The organism is Pectobacterium sp. S5, assembly GCF_051707265.1.
Taxonomy (GTDB): domain Bacteria; phylum Pseudomonadota; class Gammaproteobacteria; order Enterobacterales; family Enterobacteriaceae; genus Pectobacterium; species Pectobacterium polare.
The window spans coordinates 1-15079 of the sequence record NZ_JAULSZ010000009.1; the positions used below are offsets into that span (position 1 = coordinate 1).

A 15079-nucleotide genomic window follows, 5' to 3' on the forward strand; every position below is an offset into this window, starting at 1 on the left:
CTGACGGTTCCCCATAAATAAAGACAGGCATAGAAGGTTGTGATCTACTTAGTGTTCCACCAAAAAGTAAGGTCACGCCTCTATGCCTGCTTCACAAGTTTGCCATAAATTTTTTAGCCAGTCCCTGAACTCACTTCATCAGTACCGTAAAAATGCTCTGCTCGATATGACCGTCGCACTGACGCGTGGCGCATCGCTCTCTCTTACCAGCATCGGCAGGTATCTGCCAGGACCGGCACGGGTTAAGCACAAGATTAAGCGTGTTGACCGGCATCTCAACAGTAACCTGATGTTTAGCGATGTCCCCGCTGTTTATCAGAAGCTTGTATCCCGCCTCACCAGCAGCCTTTCATTATGCGTTATTGCCGTGGACTGGAGCGGYTATCCGTCATCGGAGCTCAGCGTTTTGCGGGCGAGTCTACTGTGCGATGRAAGAGCTATCCCKCTGATGAGTAAAGTCATTTCCTCTCAATACCAGAACAACGCTACCGTTCAGAACGACTTTCTCGATCAGATGGCTGCCGCCATCGGCAAAGATAAGCAGGTCATTGTTGTGACTGATGCAGGCTTTCGCAGCAGTTGGTTTCATCACATTCGCTCTCTGGGCTGGCATTTTGTCGGACGTGTCAGAGGTCGCCTTTACTTTCAGATAATCGGGGATGAGGAATGGAAAATGGCGCGGGATATTACGTCAAGAGCGAAGTCATGCTATCTGGGATTTGGGCGACTGGCACGCAACGCCAGCCGTGACTGCCTCGGGCATTTCTATACCGTGCATAAGCGGGCAACGGGCAGGAAAGGCAACCAGAGCTTCCCTAAAACGGACAAGATGTATCGTAAAAGCGCGCGTGAACCGTGGCTGCTTTTTACCAGCCTGATGGGATATAAACCACGTGAGATAGTTAAAATTTACAGTCGCCGTATGCAGATAGAGCAGAATTTCAGGGATGAGAAAAGTGAGCGCTATGGATTGGGGCTTAGGGCAAGTAAAAGTCGGGGCGAAAAGCGAATATCAGTGCTTTGCCTGATAGCGACACTCTACAGCATCATCATGTGGCTGACGGGTTATTATCTTGAAAGCAAAGGAATAAATAGATGGTTTCAGGCGAACARTGAGAAATCTCGGAGGGTGTTGTCGTATCTGACATTGAGTGAAAATGTCATCCGTCAATCACCGAGGATCCTGTCGGGGATGAACCCCGACAGGGTATACGACGATATGGCGAGAGCCTATCGAAACATCATCATGGTGTATTGATGATGTTTCTGGGGATCTCTCAGNTATCAGTGCTTTGCCTGATAGCGACACTCTACAGCATCATCATGTGGCTGACGGGTTATTATCTTGAAAGCAAAGGAATAAATAGATGGTTTCAGGCGAACAGTGAGAAATCTCGGAGGGTGTTGTCGTATCTGACATTGAGTGAAAATGTCATCCGTCAATCACCGAGGATCCTGTCGGGGATGAACCCCGACAGGGTATACGACGATATGGCGAGAGCCTATCGAAACATCATCATGGTGTATTGATGATGTTTCTGGGGATCTCTCAGCACTGATGTGGCCTTTTGCGATCTTAACGTACCAACGGCTGCATTATTCCAGCGCTTTAGCCATCTGCTGTAGCCAAGCATCCACGCCGGTGCTCGGCACATTCAACTGACGGTAGGTCGCGGTTGCAACAGGATAGCCGCCGACGTCTTCCTGACTATTCACGAAGCCACCTTTACGCTGTTTGAAATTCTCCACGATACGTTTATCAACGGCATCACGATCTTTAGGTCGTGCGCCTGCGCTTTGCAGTACCTGATTGGTGACGGCGCTGGCCGGTGATGCTGTTAAGCCCGCAGGCCAAATAGGGGACACTTTGAGTAAATTAATCCCGCTGCCTGACGTTTGCGGTGCGGCTTTGCCCTTGGCATCGTACGCGAGGTTATCTGACATCCAGACATCGCCGGAGGTGTTGCTTCCTACCAGTCCTAAACCTGCTTTGGTATTGACACCGTAGTGCATCACGTTACCCGCAACGGAGACTCGTGGGCTGGCGGGCATGGTTTTCCCTTCCCACTCTTTCGCTACTCCACCGACGCGAAGACCCCAGATGCCGGGGTTATAGATCAGGTTATTGACCATGACGCCCGTAGAGCCAGCCTTGAACCAGGCGTTGCGCTCGTTGTTGTGCGCATAGAGGCTGCCCACGATCGATACGTCGGTCACGTTATCGTGAACCAGCGTCCCCATCGAGTGAATACCTTTGGTGTGAGCCGAATCGTATAGGCCTTCAGCAACGATATTATTCGACAGTGTGATGCGGTGCGCGGTGCCCTGCGGCCCGTCATAGCGTGGGCCGGAAATAGACAGGTTTTCGTCCGTACCCCAGGCGAAACTAGAATGGTCGATCACGACGTTGTAGGCATCTTTGCCGTTGATGGAAACATCGCGTTCAAAGCCGCTTTTTTTACCCGTACCGGCATCGCCGATGCGGAAACGAATATGCTGCATCAGCACATCATGTGTGCTGATTCCCATTCCGCCGCGAATGATGGTGATACCGGGAGAGGGAGCGGTCTGGCCGGCGATGGTGACAAACGGCTCTGCTAACCGGAGGTCACTTTTATTCAGGTCGATAATGCCGCCAACCTCAAAAACGATAATGCGCGGCCCTTTGGCGGCCAGCGCTTCCCTGAGTGAGCCTGCACCGGAAGAAGCCAGCGTTGTGACGCGAATAATACGTCCACCGCTGCCTGCAACGGTATCCGTTCCGAATCCTTTCAACTCTGGTGCTGCCGGTGTGGCGGCGCTAGCCATCGGTATGCCGACACTGAATACTAATCCAGTGCTGAACAGTGCGGCGAACAGAAGAGAACGTTTCATTTCATTTCCTTGAATATTAACGATAAAAATGAGCGAGCCCTTAGGACTCGCTCAAGTGCAGCCCGAACGATAAACCGACGGGCGTTAAGCTTGTTTGCAGGCTCCGGTTAGCACAGGACAATGAGGGACGGAGCCTGCAATTCGCTTATTTACCTTTCACGCTTTGCAACTAGTTGCAATTTGCTGCTGTCAGCACGGCAAGGTTTTTGTTCACGCCGGCATAGTTCGCCAGTTTGTCCTTCACGCACTGTGGAGAAACTGGAGAGTAGCTGTAAGGAACAGAAGCGAACGTACCGGTGCTTTTCCAGTCTTCCGCATTCACGTAGGGCTTGGAATCTTTATCCCAGGTGATGTTGTATTTAGCGAAGTCGGCTGGGCTCATGACGTTGTTATTACGCAGTTCCCAGGTACCGAAGTTGGAACCGTCATAACGTGAGGTCACTGGGTTTTTCGCATTCTCGAACCAGTTACGTTCGATCAGCGCAATCCCTTTCTGACGCACGTTCAGGCCAGAACTGGTGATGCCAGTATACAGGTTGTTATACGCGTGAACTTGGCCGCCACGTTGCAGCGGAAGGCGAGCGTTAACGTCGTCGTAAATATTGTGATGGTAAGTCAGGTCACGGCCCGTATCGCTGCTGCTGAAGCCGCTCAGCCCCACTTTTTTGATGCCATGAATGTAGTTGTACGAGATGGTCACGTTGGTCGAGGCTTTCTTAATATCAATCGCGGATTCGAATGTCGTGTCACCGTCTTTTGTACCTGCGCATTCAAAGTTTTTCGCGAAGATCTCGTTGTGGTCAATCCAGACGTTCGGCGTGTTATCGATACGAATGGCATCGCCATCCTGCGCGCCGCCCGGCATGTAACCAAAACGCATATTGCGTATGACGATATCGGATGATTTTGTCAGCCAGATCCCGAAGTTGGCGGACGATCCGTTAGTTCCAAGGATGGTAATCCCTTTGGTGAACTCTTTGATTTCTACACCTCGGGCATCCTTACTCCACTGGCCGCAGATGTTGGCCTCAGCGGCTTTGATCAGCGCGTCTTCATTACCGTTATAGGTGATGACGAGCGGGTAAGCGCCGCCTTTGACTTTCTTACCGTTTGCGTCCTTTTTCGCTTCTTCGATGATATCAATAATATCTTGCATGGAGCGCGCTGTTTTTTTCACGGCACCGGCAACGTCACCACCGTCAGTGGTGGCATAACCCCCCGTATTTGCCGCCATCGTTGGTTGGGCCGCAAGCAATAACAGCCCAGCGGCTGCAGAAGGCAGTAGGTATTTCATTAGGGTACTCTCCTTGGAATTGAATTTTTGTTTGGGCATTTATGATCCACATAGCCCAGATTATATTATTTTGGTGTTTCAATAAAAATGAAATCAAGGTTTATTGAAATCCCAATTAATTCTTACCATAAAAGTAAAAGAATTCAATATTTCGATATTAAATATATAGGGTGAATAACGTCGTAAATCCAAAAGACTAATAAGTGCCTATTTTAAATGATAATATTTTTTTTCATTTTTTCTAAAATCAGGTAATTGAGAGTTTTATGAAAAATAAAATCATATTTCGTTTTATTACTCGTTGTTGGATGCGATTTGATAGAGGTGATAACTGTGAGCGACATCAATAAATAAGTAAAATTTCCTCGTTGAGAGGATGGCGTCAGAAATAGTTGATGCCGATCAAGTTATTAATTAATCACGTGTTGATGGGCTTTTTTTATTTCTATCGATTAATCCTTAATTAAAGGATGGTTTTTTTATTAATAAATCAAACTATTAATTTATTAAATAAATAATTAGCTTGATATTTAATTTGTGCATGCGCTTTAGGAATACATATCCATTCTCATGCGTGGGTTCCATAAAAAACAAGCGAGCTCTTAGAGCTCGCTTGGGGAGAACCATGCTTCTGTATGAAGAGTCACGGCCACGGGATATTCAGGCTTATTGCTTCCTGTCTTGCTGCGACGGAGAAAGCCTGACCGCGTTTATTTGCAGTTAGCTGCTGTCAGTACTGCCAGGTTTTTACCGACGCCAGCATAGTTTGCCAGTTTATCCTTCACACACTGCGCAGAAACGGGAGTGTACTTATAGGAGACGGTAGGGAATTTGCCTGTGGTCTTCCAGTCATCCGCATTGATGTGAGGAGAGGACGGTTTGCCCCAGGTGATTTTGTATTTAGCGAAGTCTGCCGGTTTCATGATGTTGTTGTTACGCAGATCCCAGGTACCGAAGTTGGAACTGTCGTTACGTGCCGTCACTGGGTTCAGCGCATTTTCGAACCAGTTGCTTTCGATGAGGGCTTTCCCTTTCTGACGGACGTTAAAGCCTGAACCGGTGATGCCGTCATACAGGTTGTTGTACGCATGAACCAGACCACCACGCTGTAGTGGCAGGCGTGAGTTAACATCGCGGTAGATATTGTGATGGTAAGTCAGGTTACGCGCTGTCGTATCCGAGCTACTTGAACCGCTCAGGCCGACTTTCTTGATGCCGTGGATGTAGTTATAGGACACCGTGACGTTCGTTGACCCTTTCTTGATATCAACCGCTGATTCAAAGGTGGTGTCATCGTCTGGCGTGCCTTTACACTCAAAGTTCTTGGCAAAGATCTCGTTGTGGTCGATCCAGACATTCGGTGAGTTATCGATACGAATGGCATCGCCGTCTTGCGCGCCGCCCGGCATATAGCCAAAGCGCATGTTACGTACCACGACGTTAGAAGAATTCACGATCCAAACACCGAAGTTGGCGGATGAGCCATTGGTGCCCTGAATCGTAATGCCTTTGGTGAACTCTTTGATTTGTACGCCGCGAGCGTCTTTACTCCACTGGCCGCAGATATTCTTTTCAGCCGCTTTGATTAATGAATCTTCATTACCGTTATAGGTGATGATGAGCGGATAAGCACCGCCTTTGACTTTCTTGCCTTTTGAATCCACTTGCGCGGCTTCAATAATATCCACAATCTCTTTCATAGAGCGTGCCGTTTTTTTCACAGCACCGGATACTTCCCCACCATCCGTGGTGGCATAGCCGCCCGTATTTGCGGCCATCGCGGGTTGAGCAGCGAGTAATAACAACCCAGCGGCTGCCGTAGGCAATAGATATTTCATTATGACTGTCTCCTTGGAATAGAATTTTCATGGGCATTTATCGATCCCTATGCCCGATGTAACAGGTACACATTTTTCAACAAAAATGAATGTCAATTTTGGTGAAAAACCAAGGGAGTGTGGTCAAAAAATAAGTTCAGTTCAAGGGTGAAATGTTAAATGTATCAGGGCTGAAACATTTTGTAATACTGATGATTGGATAATTTGGATTTTATAAGAAACGATTTTCTTTTAAAGTAACCGAAAATCATAAGGTTATTTTTTTTTGGTAGAGAATAAATGCACTCAGGTTTCTTTATTGATTGGTTTTTAATTTGTTATTTTTCCTGTAGTAATCGCTGCCGCTAACGTAAGAAAGCCATCTTAAGTCAAAATATACTATCACAGGCATATTCAATATTGTTTACGTGATGAATCAATTTTATCGTGAATTTTAGTTTGTTAAAAAATAATTATTATTAGTCGCTATATGGCATTTCTTTATGTGATAAGCAAAAAAATAGACCTCATTATTCATTGCGGTTTATTAGCTAAATGATCATTAGCATGACGTCTATTTTCATGAAGGCCACGCTGACAATCTTGTGTGGATCTCTTAAAAATGAGCGAGGCCGAAGCACTCGCTCAGGAAGAACCCGACGCAGAATGAATGCGTCGGGCTTAGCGCGTTTATTTACAGTTGGCTTCTGTCAGTACTGCCAGGTTTTTACTTACGCCTGCGTAGCTTGCCAGTTTATCCTTCACGCACTGTGCAGAAACTGGGGTGTATTTGTACGGAACGGCCGGGAATTTACCGGTGCTCTTCCAGTCATCCGCATTGATGTGCGGGGTAGATGGTTTACCCCAGGTGATCTTGTATTTAGCAAAATCAGATGGGCTGGTAATGTTGTTGTTACGGAGTTCCCAGGTACCGAAGTTGGAATCGTCGTTACGTGCGGTCACTGGGTTGAGTGCATTTTCGAACCAGTTACTTTCGATCAGCGCGATCCCTTTCTGACGGACGTTAAAGCCTGAACCTTTGATACCGTCATACAGGTTGTTATAAGCATGCACTTGGCCACCACGTTGCAGCGGCAGACGTGAGTTAACATCGCTGTAAATATTGTGATGGTAAGTCAGGTTACGACCGGTATCCGTGTTGCTTGAGCCGCTCAACCCTACCTTTTTCACGCCATGGATATAGTTGTACGACACGGTGACGTTGGTTGAGGCTTTCTTGATATCAACCGCTGATTCAAAGGTGGTGTCGTTGTCTGGCGTACCAGCACATTCGAAGTTCTTGGCGAAGATCTCGTTATGATCGACCCAAACGTTCGGTGTGTTATCGATACGGATGGCATCGCCATCTTTGGCACCGCCAGGCATATAGCCGAAACGCATGTTACGTACGACAACGTTGGAAGAGTTAACCATCCAGATACCGAAGTTAGCGGAAGAACCGTTGGTACCGAGGATGGTGATCCCTTTGGTGAACTCTTTGATTTCTACACCGCGTGGATCTTTGCTCCATTGGCCGCAGATGTTAGCTTCAGCCGCTTTGATTAGCGCATCTTCATTACCGTTATAGGTAATGACGAGCGGGTAGGCGCCACCTTTGACCGCTTTACCGCTTGAGTCCTTTTTCGCGGCCTCAATGATATCGACGATCTCTTGCAGAGAGCGTGCGGTTTTTTTCACAGCGCCGGAAACGTCGCCGCCGTCAGTGGTGGCATAACCTCCCGTATTTGCCGCCATTGTCGGTTGGGCAGCGATCAGCAACAGCCCAGCGGCTGCAGAAGGCAGTAGGTATTTCATTATGTACTCTCCTTGACATAGAATTTTTTTGGGTATTTACCACTACACACCCTGTGTAATAAAAAGGCTGTTTCAACAAAAATGAAATTAAGGTTTGTCTATAAAGCCGAGCTAAGTGTTAACAGAAAAAATAAACAATACAAGATGGGGCGTTAAATATATTAATTAAATAACAGAGGACAGCTGAGAGGATTTGTGTCTATTACTTTTAAATAGAAACCAATTTCCATTTAAATTATTTAAAATCATATGCTTATGTTTTTTGATATTTATTGTTTCAATCTGGATTCTTTATTTTTTATCCATTCTACATGCATGGCTTATTCGCTGCATTAGCAATTGTGATCGGCATCAAAAATATCACTTTAAAGCTAATCTTCTTAGCTCTTCTGTCTTTTTTTAAAAATATGAATTAATTCATAGGCGATTTTTTGTTTATTATTTTTTTTGTTAAAAATAATTTCAAGGTAATCGTTTACTGTGAGTAGAGATAATAAATAAGGCCTATTAATAAAGATTTTTACTGATGAAATAAATGATTTGTGATCGATATAATTATTATCATGCTAATTTCTTAAATGGCAAGAGCGATCCCTTTGTCTTTGATGGTAACGAGGGGTGGGTACCTGACGCGGATTTCATGTATGTTAGTACGGCTTTTCCGACTAACAGTGCAATGACTATGCTGCTAATTATCGATAACTACGACTCCTTTACCTACAACCTTTACCAATACTTTTGTGAGCTCGGCGCACAGGTTGTGGTGAAGCGTAATGATGAGCTGACGCTGCGTGAGATTGAACAGCTTGCGCCTAAGCGATTGGTCATTTCACCGGGCCCTTGTACGCCGGACGAGGCGGGCATTTCACTGGCTGCCATTCGTCACTTTGCCGATAAATTGCCTATTCTGGGCGTGTGTCTTGGTCATCAGGCGATGGGGCAGGCGTTCGGTGCGCGCGTGGTGCGGGCACGGCAGGTCATGCACGGGAAAACCTCAGCGATTGCGCATCGCGATATGGGGGTTTTCACGGGGTTGGCTCAGCCTTTGACGGTCACCCGTTACCATTCACTCATTATTGATTCCGCCTCACTACCCGATTGCTTTGAAGTCACGGCCTGGAGCGAACATGAAGGGAAGCGTGATGAGATTATGGGGATCCGCCATCGCACATTGCCGCTGGAAGGGGTGCAGTTTCACCCAGAGAGCATTCTTAGCCAGCAAGGGCATCAGCTTTTGGATAATTTCCTTAAAATTTAGCGATATAGAAAGTTATTCTCCTCAGTAGCCGATTTAATATTGCCTGTAATTGATTTTTTATGCATATTTATTGACTATATTTTCATTCCGACATGATGGACAGCAGAGTGAGGCAGCAAATGGCAGCAGAGCAGAAAGCAGTGACACGGGATACTCACGATAAAGTGATTTTGCCAGTTTATGCACCCGCGAAGTTTGTACCCGTGAAAGGTAAAGGGAGCCGCGTCTGGGATCAGGACGGCCGCGAGTATATCGATTTCTCCGGCGGTATTGCGGTTACGGCGCTGGGTCACTGCCATCCAGCATTGGTGAACGCGTTGCAGCAGCAGGGTGAAACGCTGTGGCACACCAGCAATATTTTCACTAATGAGCCTGCGCTACGCCTCGCCAGCAAATTGATTGATGCTACTTTTGCCGACCGCGTGTTCTTTGTTAACTCCGGTGCGGAGGCTAACGAAGCGGCCTTTAAGCTGGCGCGTCACTATGCGGTTAAACGCCATAGTCCGTATAAAACCAAGATCATCGCCTTCTACAATGCATTCCATGGTCGGACGCTGTTCACCGTCTCGGTCGGCGGACAGCCTAAATATGCCGACGGTTTCGGGCCTAAACCTGCCGATATTGTTCATGTTCCCTTCAACGATCTGGCTGCTGTTAAAGCGGTGATGGACGATCACACCTGTGCAGTTGTGCTGGAGCCGATTCAGGGTGAAGGGGGGATTACGCCTGCTACGCCTGAGTTTTTACAAGGCGTTCGCGATCTGTGTGACCAACACAAGGCACTGCTGGTGTTTGATGAAGTGCAGAGCGGAATGGGGCGTACTGGCAAACTATTCAGCTACATGCACTACGGCATTACGCCGGATATTCTCACAACGGCTAAAGCATTAGGCGGTGGTTTCCCAATTAGCGCGATGCTGACGACGGAAGAGATCGCATCGGCCATGACGGTTGGGGTACACGGCACCACCTATGGCGGCAACCCGCTGGCCTGTGCGGTGGCGGAAGCCGCACTGGATATTATCAACACGCCGGAAGTACTGTCAGGCGTGGCGGATCGCCACGATCGCTTTGTCAGTGAGCTTGAGAAAATCAATCAGCAGTACGGGGTATTCGAACAGGTTCGCGGTATGGGGTTGCTGCTGGGTGCAGAACTGAAACCGCAATGGCATGGTCGTGCGGGCGAGTTTCTGGCGGCGGCAACGGCTCAGGGGCTTATGGTGCTGATGGCAGGACCGAATGTGATCCGCTTTGTACCGTCGTTGATCATTGATGAAGAGGATATTGCGCAGGGGATGGCGAAATTCACTGAAGCCGTCGCGCAGGTCGTTAACGCAGCAAACTGATTAGACATAAAAAACGTAGGGAACGTTTTTCAACGTCGCTTGCGACGGCCCGTAGGGTGGCGAGCAGGAAGCTCTCCATAAAAAAAGCGTGAGGCCGAGGCTTCACGCTTTTTTATTGGTAGGGTACCGCGACAGGGGTTTAGCGAGTGCCGTAAACGACAATCGTTTTACCGTGTGCAGAGATCAGGTTCTGGTCTTCTAACATTTTCAGAATGCGGCCCACGGTTTCACGCGAGCAGCCAACGATTTGCCCAATTTCCTGACGGGTAATTTTTATTTGCATGCCATCTGGATGCGTCATGGCATCAGGTTGTTTGGCCAGGTTGAGTAGGGTTTGGGCAATACGGCCGGTCACATCAAGGAAGGCGAGGTTGCCTACTTTCTCAGAGGTAACCTGAAGTCTGCTTGCCATTTGCGCAGACAGACGCATGAGGATATCCGGGTTAACCTGGATGAGCTGGCGGAATTTTTTATAGGAAATTTCAGCCACTTCACAGGCGGTTTTTGCCCGAACCCAGGCGCTGCGTTCCTGACCTTCTTCAAACAGGCCGAGCTCGCCGATAAAATCGCCCTGATTGAGGTAGGAGAGAATCATTTCCTTGCCTTCTTCATCTTTGATTAGCACTGCGACAGAGCCTTTCACGATGTAGTAAAGCGTCTCTGCTTTTTCACCTTGGTGAATCAGCGTGCTCTTCGATGGATACTTGTGGATATGACAATGGGAAAGGAACCATTCGAGAGTTGGATCTGTTTGCGGTTTGCCGAGAACCATTCGCTATCATCCTCTGTTGTAATTCACTGCGCAAATTACAGGGGTCAGAGTTCCCTGTACGGCGTGTTTAACTGCTAAAAAAATAAAATTCAGTCTAGGCAGAATGACGTCAGGGAATATACTGAAACCTCTGTACCCTTTATTTTCCGGTTGCTGCCTTGCCGCACCGTAAACATGGCTGGGGTATGTCTGGCCAGGTCATCATCTTCTTCGTTTCTGGGTTTGTCCAGAAAAGGTCTATTCTATTTTCGTTTTAACACAGCTTTAAGGACGTGTCTTGTGTTGTCTCGCTTCAGCATGACAAAGCGCTGATTAACGCTGGTTTTTGTACAGTAACGGTATAAATTTTCAAAAAATTTTTAGTGGAGAGGCATCATGCAGGCACGGGTAAAATGGGTTGAAGGCTTAACGTTTTTGGGCGAATCCGCATCAGGACATCAGATATTGATGGACGGCAATTCCGGTGATAAAGCGCCGAGTCCGATGGAAATGGTGTTGATGTCCGTAGGGGGATGCAGCGCGATTGATGTGGTGTCTATTCTGCAAAAAGGCCGCAACGATGTAGCGGATTGTGAAGTGAAATTAACGTCAGAACGTCGGTCTGAAGCACCGCGTTTATTCACCCATATCAATCTGCATTTTATCGTGACGGGAAAAGGATTGACCGACAAAGTTGTCGAGCGAGCCGTCGCACTGTCGGCAGAAAAATACTGCTCAGTCGCACTGATGCTGGGCAAAGCCGTTGAGGTGACGCACAGCCACGAAATTAGAGTGCTGGCATAACCCCTGTCTCTGGGCACTAATTCTGGTCACTTAAGCCTGTTATTAGGGGGAAACACAGGGGGAGGTTCCCGTAGGGAGGCCTCACCCCTGTGGTCGCCCCGTGTATCTCGATGCTTATTCGATCGTTTTCCCTTCAATTAACCGCTGCACCAGCGGTGCCATGATTAATTCCATCGCCAATCCCATCTTCCCACCGGGAACGACCAGCGTGTTGATGTGGGAGATAAAGGAACCCTGCAACATGGCGAGCAGATAGGGATAATCAATATTATCCAATCCCTGAAAATGAATCACGACGAAGCTTTCGTCCAGTGAGGGAATCGATTTGGCGGCGAACGGGTTGGAGGTGTCCACGGTAGGCACACGCTGGAAGTTGATGTGTGTGCGAGAGAACTGTGGCGTGATATAGGTGATGTAATCTTCCATTGAGCGGACGACGGAATCCATCACAGCTTCACGCGAGTGGCCGCGCTCATTAACGTCACGAATCAGCTTTTGAATCCATTCCAGGTTGACGATCGGCACCACGCCGACGAGTAAATCGACATGCTGTGCCACGTCATTTTGCTCGGTGACCACGCCGCCGTGCAATCCTTCATAGAACAGGATATCGGTGGGTTCCGGCATTGGCTCCCACGGCGTGAACGTCCCAGGAACCTGATTATAGGGAATCGCTTCATCGTAGGTATGAAGGTATTTACGCGTCTGGCCGCGCCCGTGCAGGCCATATTCGATAAACGACTGTTCCAGCAGGCTGAAATCATTCGCTTCCGGGCCGAAATAGCTGATGTGGCGTCCTGAATCACGCGCTTTACGAATCGCCATATCCATTTCCGGGCGGGTATAGCGGTGAAAGCTATCGCCTTCCAACTGGGCTGCGCGCAGATCAAACTGCTGGAAAATCTTACGGAAGGCCAGACTGGTTGTCGTGGTTCCCGCTCCGCTGGAGCCGGTAACCGCAATAATCGGATGTTGATGTGACATAAAGTGCGTGACTCCGTGATCGCGATGCCCGCATAGACCGAAGGCCTGCGCGCATCCTCAAAAAAGACGTAATTATCATCATTGTTAGCATGTTTGGCGCGTTCTTTCACGACTTTCGGCGTGCTCAATAAGGGGCATGTCCTCCGGAATTGAGCTGATTACGCGGCATGATATTGAGGGTTTCATGTAACTCAGACCACACCAATACCACTTCGCCAGATTGGAGTTGGCCGCGGATATCTTCCACTTTCTGCGCCAGCGAACGCTCCTGTTCGCCGTAATCGGTGCCTTCCCGCAGGACGAAAGATTCGATGATGTTATCCAGCGTTTCTGGATCGAGCTGTTGCCAGGGAATAATCACGCTATGTTTCCTGATTCAAAGGGTTCCTGAGTAAAAACAGTTCCTGAAGAAAAAGAGCCGCTGGCCTGGTCCAAAAATGGGCTAAGCCAGTTGGGAATGCGCTGTTCCAGCCACATTTCCGGTTTCAGCAACGTTCCACCGACGAAGCCAACATGCCCACCATGTTCCGTTAGCTGATACTCAATATTAGACGGTAACTGCGACAGATCGGGAATCACCTCTGATGTCATGAAAGGATCGTCCTTCGCATGGATGATGAGCAGCGGTTTACGTATCTGAGGCAACAGTGGCAGAGCGCTGCAACGTCGATAGTAGTCGGCCGCATCGCGGAAGCCGTGGATACGTGAGGTAATGACGTCATCAAACTCTCGCAGCTGGCGGATTCGCTTCAACTGCGGCAACTGAATTGGCAATGTATCTGGATACGCCGCCAGCTTGCGGCCAGCGTTTTGTTTCAGCAGGCGCAGCAGGTAATGCTGATAGACGCGGGAGAAACCTTGTTCCATCCGACGGCTACAGGGTTCAAGCATCAGTGGTGCGGAAACAATGACGGCCGCGGACAGGGAGCAGGCTTCGCCTTGCTGCGCGAGCAGGTAGGCCAGCATGTTACCGCCGAGAGACACGCCGATGGCAGCGGTAGGCGCATTGCCCAGCGTCTCCTGCATCCAGCGCAGGAAATAGCTGGCATCGCTGGTTTCGCCGGAGTGGTAAATACGCTTCATCCGGTTGGGTTTACCGCTGCATCCGCGAAAATGCATGATGACGGCCAGCCAGCCACGCTGCTTACAGGCATGTAGCAGGCCGTGAGCGTACGGGCTATGGAAGCTGCCTTCCAGCCCGTGAAACAGCACCACGCGCGGTTTGTGTCGCGCCTGTTCAGGGGCTTCGCTCCAGGCCAGATCGACGAAATCACCGTCTGGTAATTCCAGTGACTGCCAGACTGGCGAGAATTGCGCATGACGGCGGATCAGACGCGGTAATAGCGTTTGCAGATGTGGATTATGAGCGCCGCTCAGCGGGCGAAAATGGTCATACATAAAGGATAGATAAATCTTGTTGTCGGCTCTTGTACGATCAATATCACACTGTTAGCTTCAATGCTGCCAGTTGGTACGACATTTGGGTCAGGAGCGCCCACAAATAATGGAACTGAGTTTATTTCTTTCGATGTTGGGGTTTTTGTGGGTAGCGGCCATCACACCGGGGCCGAATAATATGCTGTTGACCACCTCGGGCGCGAATTTTGGCTTTATGCGTTCACTGTGGCTGATGGTTGGCATCATGCTGGGCATGCAGAGCATTTTGCTGCTGGTGGCATTCGGTGTCGGTGGTTTGATTCTGATTTATCCTTCGCTGCATTTTATCCTGAAAGTCCTCGGCAGTGCCTATCTGCTCTGGCTGGCGTGGAAAATTGCCACGGCAGCTTACGAACGACTGGAAACGTCTGTTGCACCGCCCCAGCCGATCCGGCTTTATCAAGGGTGGTTGCTGCAATTCCTGAACCCGAAAGCGTGGCTCATGGCACTGGGCGCGGTTGCCAGCTTTAGTCTGGCGGGGGAAGGCTATAACCAGTCTGTGATCGCGATAAGCGTCGGGATTGTACTGGTCAATCTGGTGTCCGGTGTCATCTGGCTCGGATTTGGCACGATGATTGGACGACTACTGCGCAGTAAAAAAGCGTGGATTATCTTTAATGTGTCAATGGGGCTGCTGACCGCCGCCTGCGTGCTGTTGATTTGGCATTAAGGCTTCGTTGATAAGGTCGCGAGCGGTTT

Annotated in this window: 13 protein-coding genes; 5 read left to right on the forward strand and 8 right to left on the reverse strand. The window is 48.8% G+C overall.

The window, feature by feature from the left end; genetic code table 11:
* The first annotated feature begins 82 nt into the window (after window positions 1–82).
* Window positions 83–1258 carry an IS4 family transposase gene (locus QWJ20_RS21040; RefSeq protein ID WP_433993381.1) on the forward strand — a complete coding sequence of 392 codons (1176 nt, stop codon included), beginning with the start codon at window positions 83–85 and terminating at the stop codon, window positions 1256–1258.
* Window positions 1259–1596: 338 nt separating this feature from the next.
* Here the strand turns inward: QWJ20_RS21040 and pelZ are convergent, their stop codons facing one another.
* The 4 genes from pelZ to pelA all read right to left on the reverse strand — a co-directional run bounded on the left by pelZ (window position 1597) and on the right by pelA (window position 7800).
* On the reverse strand, window positions 1597–2874 hold the full coding sequence (gene pelZ / locus QWJ20_RS21045; RefSeq protein WP_433993382.1) for a pectate lyase PelZ: 1278 nt from the start codon (window positions 2872–2874) through the stop codon (window positions 1597–1599).
* 169 nt (window positions 2875–3043) lie between these two features.
* A complete protein-coding gene (pelC, locus tag QWJ20_RS21050; RefSeq protein ID WP_095993019.1) occupies window positions 3044–4168 on the reverse strand; it encodes a pectate lyase PelC in 1125 nt (374 codons plus the stop codon).
* A 710-nt stretch (window positions 4169–4878) separates the two neighbouring features.
* Window positions 4879–6006: a pectate lyase PelB gene (pelB, locus tag QWJ20_RS21055; protein WP_039484582.1), complete on the reverse strand. Its 1128-nt coding sequence runs from the start codon at window positions 6004–6006 to the stop codon at window positions 4879–4881.
* Window positions 6007–6675: 669 nt separating this feature from the next.
* Window positions 6676–7800, reverse strand: coding sequence for a pectate lyase PelA (gene pelA, locus QWJ20_RS21060; RefSeq protein WP_039484581.1), 1125 nt, complete (start codon window positions 7798–7800; stop codon window positions 6676–6678).
* Window positions 7801–8482: 682 nt separating this feature from the next.
* Here pelA and QWJ20_RS21065 point away from each other — a divergent pair.
* Both QWJ20_RS21065 and argD read left to right on the forward strand, forming a co-directional pair.
* Window positions 8483–9058: an aminodeoxychorismate synthase component II gene (locus tag QWJ20_RS21065; protein ID WP_174867111.1), complete on the forward strand. Its 576-nt coding sequence runs from the start codon at window positions 8483–8485 to the stop codon at window positions 9056–9058.
* Between the two features lie 119 nt (window positions 9059–9177).
* Entirely contained in the window at window positions 9178–10404 is a 1227-nt protein-coding gene (argD, locus tag QWJ20_RS21070) for a bifunctional acetylornithine/succinyldiaminopimelate transaminase (RefSeq protein ID WP_433993383.1), read from the forward strand.
* 139 nt (window positions 10405–10543) lie between these two features.
* Here the strand turns inward: argD and crp are convergent, their stop codons facing one another.
* The gene (gene crp / locus QWJ20_RS21075) at window positions 10544–11176 is read right to left on the reverse strand and encodes a cAMP-activated global transcriptional regulator CRP (protein WP_004090925.1); all 633 of its coding nucleotides are present in this window, start codon (window positions 11174–11176) and stop codon (window positions 10544–10546) included.
* A 375-nt stretch (window positions 11177–11551) separates the two neighbouring features.
* Here crp and QWJ20_RS21080 point away from each other — a divergent pair, with 375 nt between their 5' ends.
* Window positions 11552–11959, forward strand: a complete 408-nt coding sequence (locus QWJ20_RS21080; protein ID WP_005969525.1) for an OsmC family protein — start codon at window positions 11552–11554, stop codon at window positions 11957–11959.
* Between the two features lie 114 nt (window positions 11960–12073).
* Here QWJ20_RS21080 and QWJ20_RS21085 read toward each other — a convergent pair whose 3' ends face one another.
* The 3 genes from QWJ20_RS21085 to QWJ20_RS21095 form a co-directional block, all read right to left on the reverse strand.
* On the reverse strand, window positions 12074–12943 hold the full coding sequence (locus QWJ20_RS21085) for a phosphoribulokinase (protein ID WP_010297039.1): 870 nt from the start codon (window positions 12941–12943) through the stop codon (window positions 12074–12076).
* A 124-nt stretch (window positions 12944–13067) separates the two neighbouring features.
* Window positions 13068–13304, reverse strand: a complete 237-nt coding sequence (locus QWJ20_RS21090; RefSeq protein ID WP_010277524.1) for a YheU family protein — start codon at window positions 13302–13304, stop codon at window positions 13068–13070.
* Window positions 13301–14341, reverse strand: a complete 1041-nt coding sequence (locus QWJ20_RS21095; RefSeq protein ID WP_433993384.1) for a hydrolase — start codon at window positions 14339–14341, stop codon at window positions 13301–13303. The genes QWJ20_RS21090 and QWJ20_RS21095 overlap by 4 nt, the downstream gene beginning before the upstream one ends.
* A gap of 106 nt (window positions 14342–14447) precedes the next feature.
* On the opposite strand from QWJ20_RS21095, the gene QWJ20_RS21100 reads away from it, so the two are divergent.
* A complete protein-coding gene (locus tag QWJ20_RS21100) occupies window positions 14448–15050 on the forward strand; it encodes a LysE family translocator (protein WP_095993015.1) in 603 nt (200 codons plus the stop codon).
* Window positions 15051–15079: the final 29 nt, after the last annotated feature.

Bases quoted from the DNA above. Each gene is read 5' to 3' on its own strand.
- pelZ (WP_433993382.1), bottom strand. From the start codon at position 2,874: ATGAAACGTTCTCTTCTGTTCGCCGCACTGTTCAGCACTGGATTAGTA.
- pelC (WP_095993019.1), bottom strand. From the start codon at position 4,168: ATGAAATACCTACTGCCTTCTGCAGCCGCTGGGCTGTTATTGCTTGCG.
- pelB (WP_039484582.1), bottom strand. From the start codon at position 6,006: ATGAAATATCTATTGCCTACGGCAGCCGCTGGGTTGTTATTACTCGCT.
- pelA (WP_039484581.1), bottom strand. From the start codon at position 7,800: ATGAAATACCTACTGCCTTCTGCAGCCGCTGGGCTGTTGCTGATCGCT.
- QWJ20_RS21065 (WP_174867111.1), top strand. From the start codon at position 8,483: ATGCTGCTAATTATCGATAACTACGACTCCTTTACCTACAACCTTTAC.
- argD (WP_433993383.1), top strand. From the start codon at position 9,178: ATGGCAGCAGAGCAGAAAGCAGTGACACGGGATACTCACGATAAAGTG.
- crp (WP_004090925.1), bottom strand. From the start codon at position 11,176: ATGGTTCTCGGCAAACCGCAAACAGATCCAACTCTCGAATGGTTCCTT.
- QWJ20_RS21080 (WP_005969525.1), top strand. From the start codon at position 11,552: ATGCAGGCACGGGTAAAATGGGTTGAAGGCTTAACGTTTTTGGGCGAA.
- QWJ20_RS21085 (WP_010297039.1), bottom strand. From the start codon at position 12,943: ATGTCACATCAACATCCGATTATTGCGGTTACCGGCTCCAGCGGAGCG.
- QWJ20_RS21095 (WP_433993384.1), bottom strand. From the start codon at position 14,341: ATGTATGACCATTTTCGCCCGCTGAGCGGCGCTCATAATCCACATCTG.
- QWJ20_RS21100 (WP_095993015.1), top strand. From the start codon at position 14,448: ATGGAACTGAGTTTATTTCTTTCGATGTTGGGGTTTTTGTGGGTAGCG.